Source organism: Pseudomonas sp. Root71 (assembly GCF_001429045.1).
In the GTDB taxonomy this organism is placed as follows: Bacteria; Pseudomonadota; Gammaproteobacteria; order Pseudomonadales; family Pseudomonadaceae; genus Aquipseudomonas; species Aquipseudomonas monachiensis.
Genome location: NZ_LMHY01000004.1, coordinates 115,399 through 133,902, shown reverse-complemented (window position 1 = coordinate 133,902; position 18,504 = coordinate 115,399). Strand labels below are relative to the sequence as shown.

Sequence of the window (18,504 nt, the reverse complement as noted above, 5' to 3'; positions counted from 1 at the left end):
CCGCCCCGTTCAACCCCAAACTCACGCGGCACTGCCCATTCCTTGCACCAACATAATCTCGGCGATGATCGGTACCGGCGTCATCAGGTGAGTGCGCATCATGGTGCTGGCCCGTGGCGCATCGCGCGCCAGAATAGCTTCAACCAGCGCAGCATGTTCCTTGCGCTTCAACGCCAGGGCTTCTTCGGAGAAAACCGTCTGGGTCAGCCAAAGGTGGCGGTAGCGTTCGGCCTGATCAAATAGATAGCCACGTGCCTGTAACAGGTGTTTTGAACCACAACCGGTGGCAATAGCCGTGTGGAAGGCCTTGTGCCGTTCGTCCCAGACATCCAAGACCTGCTCTCGGGTTTTGACATCCATAACTTTCGAGAGGGTATGGGACTGGGCAAGGATCTGCGCCTCCCAAGCGTCGTCACCGCGCTCAATGGCCAAGCCTACGATCATCGCCTCGAGGTTGGCGCGGGCATCGTAGATGTCCTGCATTTCTTTCAACGACATGGGCGCGACCCGGTAGCCCTTCTGGCTGATCACCACCACCAGATGTTCGGCCACCAATTGCGAAAGCGCCTCTCGCAGCGGGCCAACCCCCAAGTCATAACGCTCCTTGAGCCCGCTCATGAGGAGCTTCTCTCCGGGCTTGAAGACCCCGCGAATGATGTCCTGTTTGAGTCGCTCATACCCGCTGAATGCAGAGTTCTGCTTGGGGGGGAGGCTATCCAAAGGTACTGCTCCTGAAAACGACAAGGTCCAATCATACCTAAACATCTGTCATACGAAAAACATAAGACGAAGCGGTGTTTTGTCGACCATAAATAAAAATGTAGACATTTTAAATTTATGGCGATATTTTGCTCTGGGCCTGATCCGCATCAATGCTGGAGGGGCCAATCCCTACCTTCTGCCCAGGAACTGCCATGAACGCCTTTACGCAAATTCAGGACCTTGTGATGCCACTGCCATCGGAGTGCAAGGGTTTCACTCTCACCCCTTCCAGCCAGTCACCGCGCCTGCTTGAGCTGAAATTTGCCAAGCAAACCGTCGACGCGTTCATAAAGGCGGTGACGCAATGGCCGGTCCAGGCTCTGGAGTACAAATCGTTCCTGCGCTTCCGGGTTGGCCAGATACTTGACGAGCTGTGCGAAGGCACCCTGCGCCCGGTGTTGATCAACACCATTCTCGACCGCGCCACCGGCGGCATGCTGATCACGCCGGAGGGGTTGAACGAAGTGTCCCAGGCCGATGACATGGTCAAGTTTTCCTCGGCCGTCGCGCACTTGATCGGTCGCTCCAACTTCGATGCCATGAGCGGCCAGTTCTACGCGCGCTTTGCAGTGGTCAACACCGACAACTCCGACAGCTACCTGCGCCAGCCACACCGGGTCATGGAACTGCACAACGACGGCACATTTGTTCAGGAGCGCACTGACTATGTGCTGATGATGAAGATCGACGAGCAGAACATGGAGGGTGGCAACACCCTGCTGCTGCACCTGGACGATTGGGGAGACCTGAACCACTACTACACGCATCCGCTGGCCCGCCGTGAAATGCGCTTCACCGCGCCACCGAGCAAGAACGTGCGTGAAGACGTGTTCCATGCGGTGTTCGACAACGACGCCGAAGGCCGCCCGACGATGCGCTACATCGACCAGTTCGTGCAGCCCAAGGACTTCGAGGAAGGCATTTGGCTGACCGCCATGAGCGAATCCCTGGAAGGCAGTCAGGAGAAGGTTTCGGTACCGGTGCCGGTCGGAAGCTTCGTGCTCGTCAACAACATGTTCTGGCTGCACGGCCGTGACCGCTTCACCGCCCACCCGGGCCTGCGTCGTGAGCTGATGCGTCAGCGCGGCTACATCAGCTACCAAAAAACCATGTACCAGCGCGGCCAGTAAGGTTTGGCAAACGCTGAAGTGACGAGGGCCACCTCATGTGGCCCTTATCGCGCTTCTAACAAAAACGTAATACAGGTGGGTGCAAGCTAATGGCTGCGTACGACTTCATCATCATCGGTGGCGGCATTGTGGGTATGTCCACGGCCATGCAACTGGCCCAAGTTTACCCGGACGCAAAAATCCTCCTGCTGGAGAAAGAGTCCGGCCCGGCCAAGCACCAGACCGGCCACAACAGTGGCGTAATCCATGCCGGCGTCTACTACACCCCGGGCAGCCTGAAGGCGCGCTTCTGCCTGGAGGGCAACAAGGCCACCAAGGCCTTCTGCGACAAGCACGGCATCCGTTACGACGAGTGCGGCAAGCTGCTGGTGGCCACCAATGAGCTGGAAATGCAGCGCATGAGCGCGTTGTGGGACCGTACCGAAGCCAATGGGCTGAGGCGTGGATGGCTGTCGGCCGCCGAGCTGCGCGAGCGCGAGCCGAACATCGTCGGCCTGGGCGGTATCTTTGTGCCGTCGAGCGGCATTGTGAACTACGCCGAAGTCACCGCGGCCATGGGCCGAGAATTCGAAGCCGCCGGTGGTGAGATCCGCTACAACAGCGAAGTCGTCGCCATCGACGAGCGTCCCGATGAAGTCGTGGTTCGCACCGACACGCTGGAGCACCACGGGCGCTTCCTGATCACCTGCTCGGGCCTGATGGCTGACCGCGTGGTGCGCATGCTCGGGATCAAGCCCAACTTCATCATCTGCCCGTTCCGCGGCGAGTATTACCTGCTGCCCAAACAGCATAATCAGATCGTCAACCACCTGATCTATCCGATCCCGGATCCGTCCATGCCATTTCTCGGCGTGCACCTGACCCGCATGATCGACGGCACCGTCACTGTCGGCCCCAACGCAGTGCTGGCGATGAAGCGCGAAGGCTATCGCAAGACCGACTTTTCGCTGTCGGACATGTTCGAAACCCTGACTACCCCGGGCATTCTGAAGGTGCTGATGAAGAACCTGCGTCCCGGTCTGATCGAGATGAAAAACTCACTGTTCAAGGGCGGCTACCTGAAGGAAGTGCAGAAGTACTGCCCGAGCATCAACAAGAGCGACCTCACCGCCTACCCGGCCGGTGTGCGCGCACAGGCGGTCTCGCTTGACGGCAAGTTGATCGACGATTTCCTGTTCGTCAACACTGCCCGTAGCGTCAGCGTCTGCAACGCCCCGTCGCCTGCAGCGACCTCCGCCATCCCGATCGGCGCATACATCGTCGACAAGGTCCGTGAGCAACTAGCAAGTGTCGGTGTCAGTTTTGTCAAACCCGCCAACTCCACTCGGACCGCCCCGATGGCGGCTTCCGGCGCAACCCGCTAATGAGGAATTTCGCGTGCAACTCAACGATCAGAAACTGTTTCGCCAGCAAGCCTATATCGACGGTGCCTGGGCAGATGCTGACAATGGCCAGACCCTCATGGTCAACAACCCGGCCACTGGTGAAATCATTGGCAGCGTGCCGAAGATGGGGGCGACCGAAACCTGTCGTGCCATTGAAGCCGCTGACAAGGCGCTACCGGCCTGGCGCGCCCTGACCGCCAAGGAGCGCGCCAACAAGCTTCGCAAGTGGTTCGACCTGATGATGGCCAACCAGGAAGACCTGGCCCGCCTGATGACCCTGGAGCAAGGCAAGCCACTAACCGAGTCCCGTGGCGAAATCGCTTATGCCGCTTCCTTTCTGGAGTGGTTCGGCGAAGAGGCCAAGCGCGTTTATGGCGACATGATCCCCGGTCACCAGGTCGACAAGCGCCTGATGGTGCTCAAGCAGCCGATCGGTGTCACCGCCGCCATCACTCCGTGGAACTTCCCTTCGGCGATGATCACCCGCAAGGCCGGTCCGGCCCTGGCCGCCGGCTGCACCATGGTCCTCAAGCCGGCCTCGCAAACGCCTTACTCGGCCCTGGCCTTGGCCGAGCTGGCCGAGCGCGCCGGCATTCCGAAAGGCGTGTTCAGCGTGGTCACCGGCAGTGCCGGCGAAGTCGGCAGCGAGCTGACCGGTAACCCGCTCGTGCGCAAGCTGACCTTCACCGGCTCCACCGAAATCGGTCGCCAGCTGATGATCGAGTGCGCCAAGGACATCAAGAAGGTGTCGCTGGAACTGGGCGGCAATGCACCCTTCATCGTCTTCGATGACGCCGACCTGGACGCCGCTATCGAGGGGGCGTTGATCTCGAAGTACCGCAACAACGGCCAGACCTGCGTCTGCGCCAACCGTCTGTATATCCAGGACGGTATCTACGACGCCTTCGTCGAAAAACTCACCGCGGCGGTGGCCAAGCTGAACATCGGTAATGGCCTGGAAAGCGGCATCACCACTGGCCCCCTGATCGATGCCAAAGCCATGGCCAAGGTTCAGGAGCAAATTGAAGACGCTGTGAGCAAAGGCGCTCGCGTGGTTGCCGGCGGCAAGCCGCATGCCCTGGGCGGGACCTTCTTCGAGCCGACCGTGCTGGTTGATGTTCCGCGCAACGCCGCCGTTGCCAAGGAAGAAACTTTCGGTCCGCTGGCACCGCTGTTCCGCTTCAAGGATGAAGCCGATGTGATCGCCATGGCCAACGATACCGAATTCGGTCTGGCGTCCTACTTCTATGCTCGCGACTTGAGCCGGGTGTTCCGTGTGGGCGAAGCACTGGAATACGGCATTGTCGGCGTCAACACCGGGATCATCTCCAACGAAGTCGCGCCGTTCGGTGGCATCAAGGCTTCGGGGCTGGGCCGTGAAGGCTCCAAGTACGGCATTGAGGACTACTTGGAAATCAAATACCTCTGTATCGGCGTGTAATTACGGCGGACATTCATCAAGCGTCAAGTGTGGTGGAAATGAACACCCACCAAAGCCTGTAACAATGCCATATGGCTGTCATTCCCCGGAGTTCCTTAACATGAATCGCTCGAATCTTTCGCTCGCCGAAAAGGATGTTCAGCATCAACTGCACCCCTACACGGATGCGCGACTGCACCAGGAAGTAGGCCCGCTGATTATCGAGCGTGGCGAAGGCGTTTACGTCTATGACAATCAGGGCAAGCGTTATCTTGAAGCGATGTCGGGTCTTTGGAGTGTGGCGCTGGGTTTCAGTAATGAGCGTCTGATCAAGGCGGCAGAGCAACAGCTACGCAAACTGCCCTTTTATCACCTCTTCAGCCACAAGGCTCACACACCCAGTATCGAATTGGCCGAGAAGCTGATCGAACTCGCCCCGGTGCCGATGAGCAAAGTCTTCTTCACTAACTCAGGCTCTGAAGCCAACGACACCGTCGTCAAGATGATCTGGTATCGCAACAATGCCATCGGCAAGCCTGGCAAAAAGAAGTTCATCAGCCGTCATAATGCGTATCACGGCATTACTGCTGTCAGCGCCAGTTTAACCGGGCTGCAGGTGAACCAACGTGGTTTTGACGTGCCGCTGCCGGGCTTCTTTCACGTTGCCTGTCCGCACCACTATCGCAATGCCAAACCTGGCGAGACCGAGGAACAATTTGCTGATCGCCTGGCAACCGAACTCGAAGATGTCATTCTCCGGGAGGGCCCGGAAACCGTAGCCGCTTTTTACGGCGAACCGCTGATGGGGGCGGGCGGCGTGATCGTGCCTCCGCGCACGTATTGGGACAAGGTTCAAGCGGTGTGCCGCAAATATGACGTGCTGGTCGTTGCGGATGAAGTGATTTGCGGCTTTGGTCGTACCGGTAAAATGTTTGGCTGCGAAACCTTCGGCATCAAGCCGGATGTCATGGTGGTTTCCAAGCAACTATCTTCTTCGTATCAACCGATCGCGGCAGTCCTGATCAACGATAAGGTCTTCGAGGGGATCGCCGATCAGAGCCACACCTTCGGTACTCTGGGCCATGGCTTCACCGGCAGCGGCCACCCGGTTGCGACTGCAGTTGCGCTGGAAAACATAAAAATCATCCAGGAAGATCGGCTTATCGAGCGCGCCTGCGAGTTGGGCGAACAACTTCAGGCCGGACTGGCTCAATTTGCTGATCATCCGTTGGTAGGGGAGGTCAGGGGCTGTGGACTGATCGCCGCTGTGGAGCTCGTTGCGGATCGTCGGACAAAGGAGCCGCTGGATACGGTTGGGAAGCTGGGGCGCTACCTGGCGGGACGTGCGCAGGAGTACGGCATGATCACAAGGGCGATGGGAGACTCGATCGCATTCTGTCCACCACTGATATCCACGACAGAAGAAATACAGTTTGTGGTTGATACATTCAGCCGTGCACTCGACGACACTGACCGTTGGTTTGGTCTGGGTGTCAACCAAAGCATGTGGCATCAGTGGGAGGGCTACACACACAACTCCTGATAGCGCGTCTCGGTGTCATGAAGGTGTATCGATCATCGGCGCGGCCCGAGTACTGGTCGCGCCACCATTTTAGTTTCGTGAGTAAAAATGATTCTTCACGGATTACCGGGAAAGGCGCGCTTGATCTTCATGAAAAAGAGCTCGCTGTCCCGGTAGCCGTACACCCTCTGTTTGATAACCATGATTTATATCTTTTTAATTAATCGGTTTGAGTTGACCAACGAATCCGGCTCACAATGTCTCTAGGTCGGCCTGTTGTTCCGGGTGCTGGCTAACCTCCAGGTCAAAAGCTGTATTCATTTCCACTACAGCCGCCTCGATTTGAGTGCGTCCCCTCTAGCTCCAAAATTCGAAAAGTGATCTGACCGCAACGCGGGTTTTAGTCGGGCTCGACAGGCAGGAAACGTGTGGAATGAGGCGTCAAAGTACTTGTTTCAGTCGTTCACGGACTTCGTGAAGAACCCAGTGGCTGTGCGACCCACTGCGGCTCCTTCTAAAGGTTGTGATCTTCCCGTGTCGCGGTGAGAGTGCACAGCTTCGTCAACTCGGTTGAGATGATTTTTGTGCAATTGCCTGATGGAATAGGCGGCTAGAATGGGGGCCACTTTCGGTAGCGGAGTGCATGGCGACCTCCAGCCATCCATGGCAGGAGCTTTCATTCGATAGGACTTTTCCTGATGCGCCTGGGTTTAGATTTGGTTTCTCAAACCAAGATAGAGTCTTGATCAAAACCTTGGGACAGGCCGCTCTACGACTCTCCAATATGACGATGTGTCAATAAGGCTCAGGACGCGACCCTGTTCTTTGTCCAGGCTCAGGGTGCCTCGGATCAAATCACCGGCCAGCCAACTCGGTGTGTTAGCCGCCAGCACCCTACCTTCGGCGTTGAGTAACAACGCCTCATTACTGACTCGCATAAGGCTGCGCACGAGCAAGGGCTCCAAGGAGTGCAGAGAAATATCGGCAGCAGCTACACCAATGAAGCGATCTGCGAAAAAAATAGGAACCGAGAACGCAATGATGTACTGCTCCGTGCCGTACAAATCCACAAACGGGCCGTCTATGGAGGGCTGCCGGGTTTGCTGGGGGAGGGTGTACCAAGGCATGTGCAGGTAATCGTAAAAACGTTCGCTACGGCTATTAAAGTTCAGCGTCAGAGGCTTAATTTCTTCTTTTTGGGTTCGGCACCACCATTCCAGATGCATTTCGCGGCCTTCCAGCTCACCAGGAGCGAATACCACGCCGGCACCATGAAACTTGAGGTTTTCCGAGTTCAGGATTTGTCGAATAATCGGCAGCAATGGCTTCAGGTCGCCTTGGCAGGGGCGCTCCTTTTTGCTACACGTATGCTCCCAAATGCTCAATACCGCGGCGCTCATATCGTTGAGCCCCTTGAATACGTTACTTACGGAAGCATTGATTAACGTGGCACATTGGGACAGCTCGTTTGCTGACATTTCGTTAGCCATGGCTCTACCTCATGACTCAGAGAAGACAATTCGGTGCCTGCAGTCGACGGGGTATGCGACACCGAGCTGCATAGCGAGCGAATAATTCAGCAAGTTTCGTTCCATTCATTAGTCGCCTTCTGCCATTTGTTGTAGTCGTAAGGTGCTTAGGCGGCGAACGCCTCGTGTTACATGTGCTTCTGCCAGTGCGCCGGCCAGATTGGCATCGTTCGCTACGATGGCTTCCAGGATAGCTCTATGCTCCCGCTCGATGGCCTGAGGGTCTGGTTGGCCGGCAAACGGCAGCCATAGCAGTTCCCCAAGCTCCGCCTGCAGACGCGCTTCGCTGTGAGTCAGGCGCACAGATTGTGCTGCCACGGCTATTTCGATATGGAATCTGGCGTCTGCTCGGCGTCGCTCTCGCCGCTCTTGAGCGTTGGCTAGGGCGTCGACAAGGCTGCTCAGTCTTGCATGTTGCTCAGGTCCAGTGCGCTGAGCCGCCAGTCGGGCGGCGGCGCCTGAAATGGCAGCGTGTTCATCGGCGAGGTCACGGAGTTCAAGCGTGCTGAATTCACGTAGTTGATCGAACAGTGACTGATCTGAGGTTTGCGGCGCGGCGCAGATGAAGCTCCCTCCGCTGCGTCCACGCCGGGTTTCGATAACCCCGCGCTCTCGCAAGCCCGCCAGCGCGTCCCTCAGCGTAACCGTGGCAACGCCGAGTTGGGTGGCCAGGGCACTTTCATTGGGGAGCTGTTCGCCTTCTGTGAACAACCCCAGATCGATCATTTCTATCAGGCGACGGGTAACAGACTCCGTTTTACCTTCTTGGTTAAGGCGTATGAGGCTTGAAGTAGGGCTCATGGTTGATTCATTCATGGGCGGCGCCGTTTTACGCCTGTGGCAATAGTCCGATATAGCGTCAAGCGCGTCCGGATGTGTGTTTCTTTTAAAATTCTATTTCATATTTAATATTATTTTTGTACGTGTTTGTGGGGGGATTCTAGAGTTTTAACGCATAAAAAGTCAAAAAAATCACATCGCATTAGCTTTTCCGGGGTTCTCAAGGGTTAAAAGATATGGTTCCATATGTTTAAGGCGATTTGAGATCGCATCCATCCGAACCCAGGAGCAGTTTTAACCATGAGTCAGTTGACCCGATCAGAGTGGGAAGCCAGAGCCAAGGCGCTGAGCATCGAGGGGCGAGCCTTCATCAATGGCAAATATGTGTCGGCCAGCTCAGGTGCAACCTTTGAGTGCATTAGTCCTATCGACGGGCGTGTGCTTGCCTTGGTCGCCAGTTGCGATGCGGCGGATGCGAATTTGGCGGTAGCCAGTGCCCGGTCTGCGTTCGAGTCTGGTGTCTGGTCACGCCAAGCACCTGCAATGCGCAAGGCAGTGATGGTGCGTTTTTCCGAATTGTTGCAGGCCCATTCCGAAGAGCTGGCTCTGCTGGAAACATTGGACATGGGCAAGCCGATTTCCGATTCGCTTTCGGTCGACCTTCCGGGGAGCATTGACAGTATCCGTTGGTGCGGTGAGGCAATAGACAAAATCTACGATGAGGTGGCAGCGACCTCGGTTGATCAGCTCGGGCTGGTTACCCGGGAGCCGGTTGGGGTGGTTGCGACTATCGTGCCGTGGAATTTCCCACTGATGATGGCGTCTTGGAAGTTGGGGCCGGCGCTGGCTGCCGGTAACTCAGTTGTCCTCAAACCCTCGGAGCGTTCTCCGCTGACGGCTATCCGCATCGCACAGCTTGCTCTGGAGGCGGGTCTTCCAGCGGGTGTGCTCAATGTTCTGCCGGGCTATGGCCACACCGTGGGCAAGGCGTTGGCCCTGCACGGTGATGTTGATACTTTGGCGTTTACCGGGTCGACCCAAGTGGCCAAGCAACTACTGGTTTATGCGGGTGAGTCGAATATGAAGCGGGTCTGGCTCGAGGCCGGCGGCAAAAGTCCCAACATAGTATTTGCTGATGCTCCCGATCTGCAGGTGGCGGCCGAAGCAGCAGCGGCAGCCATCGCCTTCAATCAAGGTGAGGTTTGCACTGCCGGTTCACGTTTGCTGGTGCAGGCATCGATCAAAGAGCGTTTTGTACCGATGGTTGTCGAGGCCATGAAGGGCTGGAAGCCGGGGCATCCTCTCGACCCTGATACCAACGTCGGCGCAATGGTTGATGGCCGTCATCTGGATGGGGTGATGCAGTACATCGAAGAAGGTCAAGCGCAAGGTGCGCGGCTCTTGCTCGGGGGACGCGTTGCACGGGTAGAGGCCGGTGGCAGTTATGTAGAGCCAACCCTGTTCGACAACGTCAGCAACTCGATGAAAATCGCCCGGGAAGAAATATTCGGTCCCGTACTGTCAGTCATCGAATTCGACGAAGCAGAAGATGCTGTACGCATCGCCAATGACACCCCTTACGGTCTGGCCGCAGCTGTCTGGACGTCTGACCTGTCTCGAGCCCACAACATTTCCCGCGCACTTCGTGCAGGCAGTGTTTGGGTCAATCTTTATGACGGCGGTGACATGATGGCGCCGTTCGGCGGCTTTAAACAGTCCGGTAATGGTCGTGACAAATCTCTGCATGCCTTTGATAAGTACACGGAGATTAAGGCCACCTGGATACAACTCTGAGTCAACTATGGTTAATCGCGCAACGGATGGGATGGCACCGTCCGATCAACGCCTATTAAAACAAATTCCTTTTTGAAGGATGTTGCAATGAACAGCTCAATTAGCTCCAAGGTAGCTGTAGATCAAGACGCGGAGCAACTCCGTGCCCTTGGGTACACCTCAAATTTCGAACGTAGTATGAGTCTGTGGCAGAACTTTGCCCTTGGATTCACCTATCTGTCCCCGGTAGTAGGGGTCTACACCTTGTTCGGCCTGTGCTTGGCCGCCGGCGGGCCACCGATGTTCTGGTCCTACCTGCTGGTGGGGTTCGGCCAGATGCTGGTGTGTCTGATTTTTTGCGAAGTGGTATCTCAGTACCCGATTTCCGGCGGCGTCTATCCTTGGGCCCGTCGTCTGGTTGGCAAGAAGTGGGCATGGATGGTCGGGTGGATTTATGCCATCTCCCTATGTGTCACCATTGCCGCCGTCGCGCTGGGGGCTGGCCCCTACATCGCAAACCTTCTAGGTTTCGAGTCGTCGCCGGTAACTAACACGTTGGTCGCGCTATTTTTGACGGCGGTGGCGACGGTCTTGAATCTCAGTGGTACCAAACTATTGGCGCGGGTGGCGATGTTCGGTTTTCTCTGCGAACTAGTCGGGGCTTTGTTTATCGGTGGATACCTGCTGATCTTCGAGCGCCACCAGCCTTTGAGCGTATTGTTCAATACTTTTGATATTTCCATTGATGGGGCCTATTGGCCTGCGTTTCTCACGGCCTCATTGGCGGGGATGTTTCTCTACTACGGCTTTGAAGCTTGCGGCGATGTTGCCGAGGAAACCCCAAATCCTAGCCGCCAGGTTCCAAAGGCGATGCGGATGACTATCTGGATCGGCGGCGCCGCCTCGATCTTTGCGGCCCTGGCGTTGATCCTTGCAGTTCCAGATATGGCTGCGGTCATTTCCGGGCAAGACAAAGACCCGATGTCGACCATATTCGGCAGCGCGTTCGGTCCTGTGGGCTCTCGGGTAGTTATGGCGGTCATTACGGTTTCGTTCGTTTCCTGCGTGCTGAGTTTGCAGGCATCCGCCAGTCGTCTGCTCTATGCCTATGCTCGAGACGAAATGCTCATGGGCAGTAATATGCTGAAAAAACTCTCGCCTACGACACACGTCCCGACCGCAGCTCTGGTGGTGTGTGGCGTGCTGCCTGCGATCATTGTGTGTGTGGGCTTCTACCTTCAGAACGCTATTGCTCTGGTGGTGAGCTTTGCCGCCATCGGTATCTACCTGGCGTTCCAGATGATTGTTGGCGGTGCGCTGTATGCCCGTATCCGTGGGTGGAAACCCAAGGGCCAGTTCACCATGGGACGTTGGGGTTGGATCGTGAACATTGCTGCCCTCTGCTACGGCATGTTCGCGATCATCAATATGTCCTGGCCGCGTACCCCGGATGCGCCTTGGTATTTGAACTACGGCATCGCACTTGTCGGTGCCATCGTCATCCTTGTCGGTGTCCTATACATGACCCTGTTTCGTCCCTATGAAAAGGGCAAGGCCCCAGCTTCGGATGCCTGGAAAAACCGTTAATTGACATCAATGCCTGCCACTAAGCGCGGCAGGCAAACCGATCTTCTGACAATAAGGTTGAAGGCTATGACGTCTCGAATCCACTCACTACTGTTCGGGCTGTTTCTGGTTCTGGCCAGTCATGCAAGTTTTGCGGCAGGCCAAAACGATACCCTCGGCGTGATCCATGACTATATGAAGGCTTGGAATGCCCACAATGCGGATGCGGCGGCCGAGTACTTTTCTGATAACGTTGAGTTTCTCGATGCCTCGGTGGGCACCCCTCAAGTTGGCCGCGAAAACGCCAAGTCCCAAGTAATTCAGGTGTTCATGCAGGCGGTGCCGGATTTGGAATGGAAAATGTTCGGCGAGCCGATTGTCAATGGCGAGAGCATTGCCTTTGAATGGGAGTTCAAGGGCACCAATACCGGCCCCTGGAGTGCCGAGACCCCAGCTACTCAGCGCCCCCTCAGCTTTAAGGGTGTTAGTTTCATACACCTCAAGAACGGCAAAATTCTCACGCAGCATGACTACTACGATGCCCTTGGTTTTAACAAGCAACTGGGCTGGTAACGGCTTATTACAATTTGCAGTACCAGGGGAGGCCTGATTACGCAGTGAGGTCACCCTGGGCAGGGTGCTGTTCGATGCTAGCGATCCGTACTTGTATTTAGTGGCGCGATTTATACCAGATGCACGATGCATGGGGAGTTTGACCATGTTCATCTGATGATTCACAGAGTTTACGGCACGATCTGCTTATTCCTGTTGGAGATGATGTTCCAACAGCCATTTTGACGAAGTGGTCGAGGCTTCTCCTTAGGAAGCCAGTTCCCTTACGCCGCCGAGAAATTCGCTTTCAAGCAATGTTCCTCGCTGGCCTGGGCGGGAACGAAAAAACCTATCTCGCGTTTTTTTCGAAGCTAAGTGGCGTATTCGCCATAGCACGCCAAAAACTCGCCGACTTTTCCGAGATTGGGTGCGTCATGATGCGTTTCACGACTCCCTGGATGATGCAACTGAAGCTGATTTCAACGAACAGTTACGCCTGACTTGAGCAGGCTGGTTTGTCGTAAAATATCAGTGTTAAAGATACATGCATTCCACTGGTTTGCTAAGACGTGCAGGGTATCTAATCCGAAGACACCCGGCTCGACAGGTCGAAGTCTTTGGAGGTGTATGCGTCCATCATCCTTTGCAGTCGTTGCCGACCTTCGTCGCCAAATGGGCATACTTTACGGGTGTCGAGATTCACATGCACCGCCGTCTGCCGCATGGTCGCACTGAGATAGTTTTGTTCGTCATGGTAAAGCTCCACCTGAGTGACCAAGCGTTTTTCGTCGAAGCTCAGGGGCGTCAGTTCCACGCGCAGTGGATCTCCCGCGCAGACCTCCCTGAGGTATTTCAGATTGGCCTCAACGGTAAAGAGCCCGCAATTAAGCTCAAGTGTGTACCCTTTACCCAGCCCGAACTGTTCCAGAATGCGATGGCCCAGATCATCGAGAAGCATGACGTAATACGCCATATTCATATGGCCATAGAGGTCAATCCATTCGCTTTTGACCAGCGCTTTCTCGTAAGGTCTGCCATTCGGTAGGGGGATGTTCATTGCCTGGCTCCTCATTTATGAAAAGTACTATTACGGTGCAGAAGCGGAAGTTGGGATCCTGACTGGTGCATAAATGTCGCCTTTTTCCAGTTCGCCGGGGAACACGGAATGCAGCCATTGCCGCAGCCGGACAATGGCTTGATCGTTCCATTTTCGAGTGGGGGCGATGAAGTAATACCCGCCTAGACGAATCGTCATCGGCATCACATCGATGAGCTCGCCAGCGGCAATTTTTTCGTCGGCCAGCAGCTCGCTGACCAGTGCCACACCCTGGCCCATACAGGCCGCTTCGAGCGTGAGGTGACCGTGCCACAGTCGAGGCCCGCGCAACCTGGGAATATCTGTAACACCGGCAATGCTGAACCATTGCGACCAGCGCTGGGTGTTACGCTCATGGATCAATGGCAAACCCAGCAAATCTTCGGCACAGGTCACTTCGGCGAAGCGGTTGCAAAACGCGGGGCTGGCCACTGCACGAATCAAGGGCCGGGCGAAAAGCTCTGCGCACAGTTCCTCGCCGAGATTGAGCTCCTCCAGATAGACAATCTCGGCATCCGCTTCATTGCGACTGAAGTCGGGGCGTGTACTGGTCGGTTCAAGTGTCAGCTCACGACCATTGAGTGCTTCTTCCAATTCGCCCAGTCTTCCCAGCAACCGCCTGGACGCGAGGCCAGCCATACAGCAGACGTGCAGCGCGTCTTCGCCTTGACGCAGATCGCTGCTGGCGTCAGCGATGATGTCCAGCGCCCGTCGAAGCTGTGCCGCGTAGCGCTGGCCTTCACGCGTCATCTCAAGTCCGCGACCTGATTTCTTGACCAGTTTTGTACCAACGGCGACTTCCAGATTCTGTATATGTCGGGAGATAACGGTATGCGAAACCGATAGTTCTTCGGCGCACTGCCGCACGCTTCCACAACGACTGAATCCTTCGAAGGCGCGTACAGCGAGTAGCGGCGGCAGTCGTCTATTCATAGGTACTCCAGGCGTCGAGAGTTAACGACAAACGCAAGTCTTATGCCAAAGAATGGGTGCATTAAATGCACCAATTTGGCGTTTTCTAACTGCTTGTTCGCATGCCTCCCGATGATGGAATTTGTGGGCCACGGCTTTCGATCTTTTCAGGAGTATGCCTTGAACGTTTCCGAACGCGCCGCCATTGTCGGCGCCTATGAGTCACCACGAAGGGATGCGCCCAATGTCCATCCTTTCGCGATCCAGGTGGAATGCATCCAGGCAGCGCTGGCCCAGGCCGGGCTGACGCTCGGAGACGTAGACGGCTTATGTGTGGCTTCCGGCGACTGGGCCGAGGGGGGCGGTGTCAACAGCGTTACCGAAATGGCCGAGTACCTGGGCATTGAGCCGCGCTGGTTCGACAGCACCGACGTGGGGGGTTGTTCCTATCTGGTGCATACCGCACAGGCGGCGGTGGCGATTGCTGCCGGGCTGGCGGATGTCGTGGTTATCAGTTACGCCGCCTCACCGCGCTGGTGGCCGTTGAAGACTCCGTCATTCGACCCTTTCGTCCTTCCGGCGGGGCCTGGTCAATTCGAGTTGCCCTTCGCACCGACGCTCATTTCTACGTATGCGATGTACGCCCAGCGTCATATGCACCTCTATGGCACCACGGTAGAGCAGCTAGCTCAGGTGGCGGTGACATTCCGGCAACACGCGGCTGAAAATCCGGATGCCTTTCTGGGCCGAAAATCGATTACCGTCGAAGACGTGCTCAATTCCTCGATGATCGCTTCACCTTTGCACCGGCTCGATTGCTGCGTCGTGACGGACGGCGGCGGCGCTATCGTGATGACCAGCCGGGAACGAGCCCTTGATTGCCGAGCCCGGCCGGTCTGCGTGAGCGGCTTTGGCATGGCCACACAGCGCACTCAAATCAGCCAGATGTCCCGCGAACTCATCACGCCTGCTGCTCGTACTGGTCCCCGAGCATTTGAAATGGCCGGGTTGACGCCTGGTGATGTCGACGTGGTGCAGCTCTACGATGCCTTTACGATCACGCCGATGTTGGCGCTTGAGGACCTTGGATTCTGTCCTCGGGGCGAAAGCGGGCGGTTCGTGGCGGACGGCCATTTGAGCATCAGTGGCTCTCTGCCCTGCAACACCGACGGTGGTGGGCTGGCGTCGAACCATCCGGGCAAGCGCGGTCTGCTGGCTTTGATTGAGGGCGTCCGGCAGTTGCGCGGTGAAGGGCCAGGGGTGCAGGTGAAAGACGCGGAGGTCGCGTTGGTTCATGGGTTGGGCGGAACGTTCTGTGCCGCAGCCACTGTCATTTTGACCGTCTGAGGAGCCAGCGATATGACCACTTTGAGTCCTGTTGTCACCGACGCCATGTCGGCACCCTGGTGGGCCGCTCTTCGGGAAGGACGCTTGCTCGTTCAACGCAACCCTGTGTCCGGTGCATGGCAGTGGTACCCACGGGACCATTGCCTGGACGATCTGGCGATAAAGCCCGAATGGGTGCAAGTCAGCGGGCGCGGCACGCTGTTTACCTATTCGGTTATCCATCGTGGGCACTCACGGCTGGAGACACCTTATGTGTGCGCCCTCGTCGAGCTAGCAGAAGGCCCGCTGATGCTGTCGCAACTTCACGGCATTGCGTTCGACGAGATCACCATCGGTATGGACGTTTCGGTTGCGTTCATCGAAACGGATTCATCCACCTCGTTGCCGGTTTTCCGCCCAAGGAGCCACCCATGAGTTCCACTCAATACTTTGACGACCTGGTAGCCACACAGTCGTTGGTGTCGTCGCGCATCACACTGACAGAAGCGCACATCGTCCTGTTTGCAGGATTGTCTGGGGATTTCAACCCGATTCATATGGATGAGGAATCTGCGCGTCGAGGCCCCTTCGGGCGGCGAATCGCCCATGGCATGTTGGCTCACTCCATGAGTACCGGGCTGCGCTCGAGTGTTGATGACTGGGCAATCATTGCCTTTCTTGAGACCCATCGCCGATTCGTCGCACCGGTTTTCGCGGGTGACACGCTGCATTACGTGGCTGAAATCGAAGACTTGCGCAAAAGCAATTCAAACCCTTCGCGGGGCATTGTCAGAGTCAGGCTGCGCCTGCTCAATCAGAGCGGTGAAGTGGTGCAGGAAGGCGAAGACGTATTTGCGGTCGCATGCCGCACAGGGAGCGAATCATGAACACTCGCTTGGACGGGCATGTCGCGTTGATCACGGGCGGTGCGGGCGGCATTGGCTCGGCTATCTGTCAGCGCCTGGCGCAAGAGGGCGCAGCGGTCATCATTGCCGACCTCGGCCCCGGTGCAGTCGAACTGGCTTGCTCACTGACCTCCCAGGGTTATCAGGCGGCAGCGGTCACTCTCGACGTTTCGAGCCGCGCTAGTTGGACCGCGGTCATGGTTGATCTGCCGCCAGCCTTCAAAGCCGTCGACATTCTGGTGAACGTGGCAGGCATCGTGCGTGATAGAACCTTGATGAAGATGACTGATGAAGACTGGGAAACCGTGATTGACGTCAACCTGCGTGGCTCCTGGATGGGGTGTCAATTCGGGTTGGCGGCCATGGTTGGGCGCGGTTGGGGCAGGATCATCAATATCGCTTCCACTGCGATCCTGGGCACCTACGGTCAATCGAATTATTCATCGGCGAAGGCGGGCGTGGTGGGATTGACTCACACCGTCGCCCTAGAAGCGGCGCGCCACGGTGTATTGGTCAACGCCGTAGCCCCCGGGATCGTAGAGACATCTATTCTCGCGAGTGTTCCAGAGGAGATCAGGGCGCGCTGGATCGCAAGAATGCCACTGGGCCGGCCCGCACAACCTGCAGAAATTGCCTCCGTGGTGGCGTTCCTCGCCTCCGACGACGCCAGTTACATGAGCGGGCAAGTTCTCATTGTCGATGGCGGCGCAACGACAGGCGATTACTGAACCACCGAAACACTGCTTTCCACTCACAATAATCAAGCAGCAACAGGCGAAGGGGCAGCGATATGGTCGAATTTACACGGCGCAGATTTTTGCAAGCGAGTGGCATCGCGGGTGCAGGTTTAGCAGCGGGATTGATTCGTCCCTCGTTCGCTGCCGACGAATCGCTGTACGCAGCTGCGCAGAAAGAAGGTGCACTCAACCTTTACTGGGGGTCCTATGAACAAAGGACCATCGAAGCCATCCGCGACGCGTTCACCCGTCGCTACCCTGGGATCAAGGTCAACCTGCTGCGTCAGGCATCGCAAACCATCTACACCCGATTACGTCTCGAGCTGCAGAATAATGCGCCCAACTGCGACTCGCTGGGCAGTACCAACATACTTCACTACCTGGAGCTGAAAAAGATCGGCGCATTGATGCCCTACAAACCGGCGGGTACGGCGTTTCTGCCGCAGGAATTCCAGGGGCTGGACAAGGACGACACCTTCCAGGTCGGCGCCATTAGCCTGACCAGCCTAAATTATCAGTCAGACAAAGTCACCACAGCACCTGCTTCATGGGAGGCTGCACTGGACGCTCAATGGGCCAACAAGCTGACGGTCGGCAGCCCGTCCTTCTCCGGTGATGTTGCTTCCTGGGTGGTGGCGATCCGTAAAAAGTACGGCGACCATTACCTCAAAGAACTGGCAAAGCTGAACCCCAAGGTCGGCCAATCGAACGTGGATACTGTTACCGACATTCTTTCAGGCGAGCGCCTCGTGGGTCTGGGTGCGCCATTCAGTTATTCGCTGACGCAGAAAGCGGCTGGCAACCCGATAAACGTGGTTACCCCAACCGACGGCACCATCCTCAACCTGGGCTTGAGTGCCATTCCACTGAAAGCTCCGCACCCGAACGCGGCGAAGCTGTTCTCCGACTTTTTGTATGACCCTGAAGTCTCGCAAATCCTGGCGGCCCATTTCTGGCCGACATTGCGCACTGATGTTCCATGGGCCGAGGACCGCAGCCTGTCCCAGATAACCTGGTACCGCAATCCACCTGAAGACCTGGCGGCCGAAGTCGCTGAAGGTATCGCCAAGTGGAAGGACATCATTGGTTGAAACAATACCCGCCAGGCC

General features: G+C 56.6%; 17 protein-coding genes. 12 read left to right on the top strand and 5 right to left on the bottom strand.

From position 1 onward, the window contains the following. Positions 1-21: 21 nt before the first annotated feature. Complete coding sequence (gene csiR, locus ASD95_RS06140; protein WP_056723354.1) at positions 22-720, bottom strand: DNA-binding transcriptional regulator CsiR; 699 nt, start codon at positions 718-720, stop codon at positions 22-24. Between the two features lie 194 nt (positions 721-914). On the opposite strand from csiR, the gene glaH reads away from it, so the two are divergent. The 4 genes from glaH (at position 915) to ASD95_RS06120 (ending at position 6,240) form a co-directional block, all read left to right on the top strand. Then, positions 915-1,892: a glutarate dioxygenase GlaH gene (gene glaH, locus ASD95_RS06135; RefSeq protein ID WP_056723351.1), complete on the top strand. Its 978-nt coding sequence runs from the start codon at positions 915-917 to the stop codon at positions 1,890-1,892. A gap of 89 nt (positions 1,893-1,981) precedes the next feature. Beyond that, complete coding sequence (lhgO, locus tag ASD95_RS06130) at positions 1,982-3,256, top strand: L-2-hydroxyglutarate oxidase (RefSeq protein WP_056723349.1); 1,275 nt, start codon at positions 1,982-1,984, stop codon at positions 3,254-3,256. 13 nt (positions 3,257-3,269) lie between these two features. Continuing rightward, positions 3,270-4,718, top strand: coding sequence for an NADP-dependent succinate-semialdehyde dehydrogenase (gabD, locus tag ASD95_RS06125; RefSeq protein WP_056723348.1), 1,449 nt, complete (start codon positions 3,270-3,272; stop codon positions 4,716-4,718). Positions 4,719-4,818: 100 nt separating this feature from the next. Continuing rightward, positions 4,819-6,240: an aspartate aminotransferase family protein gene (locus ASD95_RS06120; protein WP_056723346.1), complete on the top strand. Its 1,422-nt coding sequence runs from the start codon at positions 4,819-4,821 to the stop codon at positions 6,238-6,240. 725 nt (positions 6,241-6,965) lie between these two features. Here ASD95_RS06120 and ASD95_RS06115 read toward each other — a convergent pair. Further along, positions 6,966-7,709 (bottom strand): PDC sensor domain-containing protein, encoded by a 744-nt coding sequence (locus ASD95_RS06115; protein ID WP_056723344.1) that lies wholly within the window; start codon positions 7,707-7,709, stop codon positions 6,966-6,968. A 108-nt stretch (positions 7,710-7,817) separates the two neighbouring features. Further along, complete coding sequence (locus ASD95_RS06110) at positions 7,818-8,549, bottom strand: FadR/GntR family transcriptional regulator (RefSeq protein ID WP_056723343.1); 732 nt, start codon at positions 8,547-8,549, stop codon at positions 7,818-7,820. A gap of 279 nt (positions 8,550-8,828) precedes the next feature. On the opposite strand from ASD95_RS06110, the gene ASD95_RS06105 reads away from it, so the two are divergent. The 3 genes from ASD95_RS06105 (at position 8,829) to ASD95_RS06095 (ending at position 12,440) form a co-directional block, all read left to right on the top strand. After that, positions 8,829-10,322, top strand: coding sequence for an aldehyde dehydrogenase (locus tag ASD95_RS06105; protein ID WP_056723341.1), 1,494 nt, complete (start codon positions 8,829-8,831; stop codon positions 10,320-10,322). 87 nt (positions 10,323-10,409) lie between these two features. Continuing rightward, complete coding sequence (locus tag ASD95_RS06100) at positions 10,410-11,888, top strand: APC family permease (protein WP_056723338.1); 1,479 nt, start codon at positions 10,410-10,412, stop codon at positions 11,886-11,888. Between the two features lie 66 nt (positions 11,889-11,954). Further along, positions 11,955-12,440: an ester cyclase gene (locus ASD95_RS06095; RefSeq protein WP_056723429.1), complete on the top strand. Its 486-nt coding sequence runs from the start codon at positions 11,955-11,957 to the stop codon at positions 12,438-12,440. A gap of 559 nt (positions 12,441-12,999) precedes the next feature. On the opposite strand, the gene ASD95_RS06085 is transcribed toward ASD95_RS06095, so the two are convergent. Both ASD95_RS06085 and ASD95_RS06080 read right to left on the bottom strand, forming a co-directional pair. Beyond that, positions 13,000-13,476 carry an acyl-CoA thioesterase gene (locus ASD95_RS06085; RefSeq protein ID WP_056723333.1) on the bottom strand — a complete coding sequence of 159 codons (477 nt, stop codon included), beginning with the start codon at positions 13,474-13,476 and terminating at the stop codon, positions 13,000-13,002. A 30-nt stretch (positions 13,477-13,506) separates the two neighbouring features. Further along, complete coding sequence (locus ASD95_RS06080) at positions 13,507-14,448, bottom strand: LysR family transcriptional regulator (RefSeq protein WP_082562923.1); 942 nt, start codon at positions 14,446-14,448, stop codon at positions 13,507-13,509. A 159-nt stretch (positions 14,449-14,607) separates the two neighbouring features. Between ASD95_RS06080 and ASD95_RS06075 the strand changes: the two genes are divergently transcribed. From ASD95_RS06075 to ASD95_RS06055, 5 genes are all read left to right on the top strand, one after another. After that, positions 14,608-15,774, top strand: a complete 1,167-nt coding sequence (locus ASD95_RS06075; RefSeq protein ID WP_056723426.1) for a thiolase C-terminal domain-containing protein — start codon at positions 14,608-14,610, stop codon at positions 15,772-15,774. A gap of 12 nt (positions 15,775-15,786) precedes the next feature. Next, on the top strand, positions 15,787-16,188 hold the full coding sequence (locus tag ASD95_RS06070) for a Zn-ribbon domain-containing OB-fold protein (RefSeq protein ID WP_056723331.1): 402 nt from the start codon (positions 15,787-15,789) through the stop codon (positions 16,186-16,188). Further along, on the top strand, positions 16,185-16,640 hold the full coding sequence (locus tag ASD95_RS06065; protein ID WP_056723330.1) for a MaoC family dehydratase: 456 nt from the start codon (positions 16,185-16,187) through the stop codon (positions 16,638-16,640). The genes ASD95_RS06070 and ASD95_RS06065 overlap by 4 nt, the downstream gene beginning before the upstream one ends. Continuing rightward, entirely contained in the window at positions 16,637-17,386 is a 750-nt protein-coding gene (locus tag ASD95_RS06060; RefSeq protein ID WP_201783879.1) for an SDR family oxidoreductase, read from the top strand. Before ASD95_RS06065 ends, ASD95_RS06060 begins: the two co-directional genes overlap by 4 nt. 62 nt (positions 17,387-17,448) lie before the next feature. Next, positions 17,449-18,486 (top strand): extracellular solute-binding protein, encoded by a 1,038-nt coding sequence (locus ASD95_RS06055; RefSeq protein WP_056723328.1) that lies wholly within the window; start codon positions 17,449-17,451, stop codon positions 18,484-18,486. The last annotated feature ends 18 nt before the right edge of the window (positions 18,487-18,504 follow it).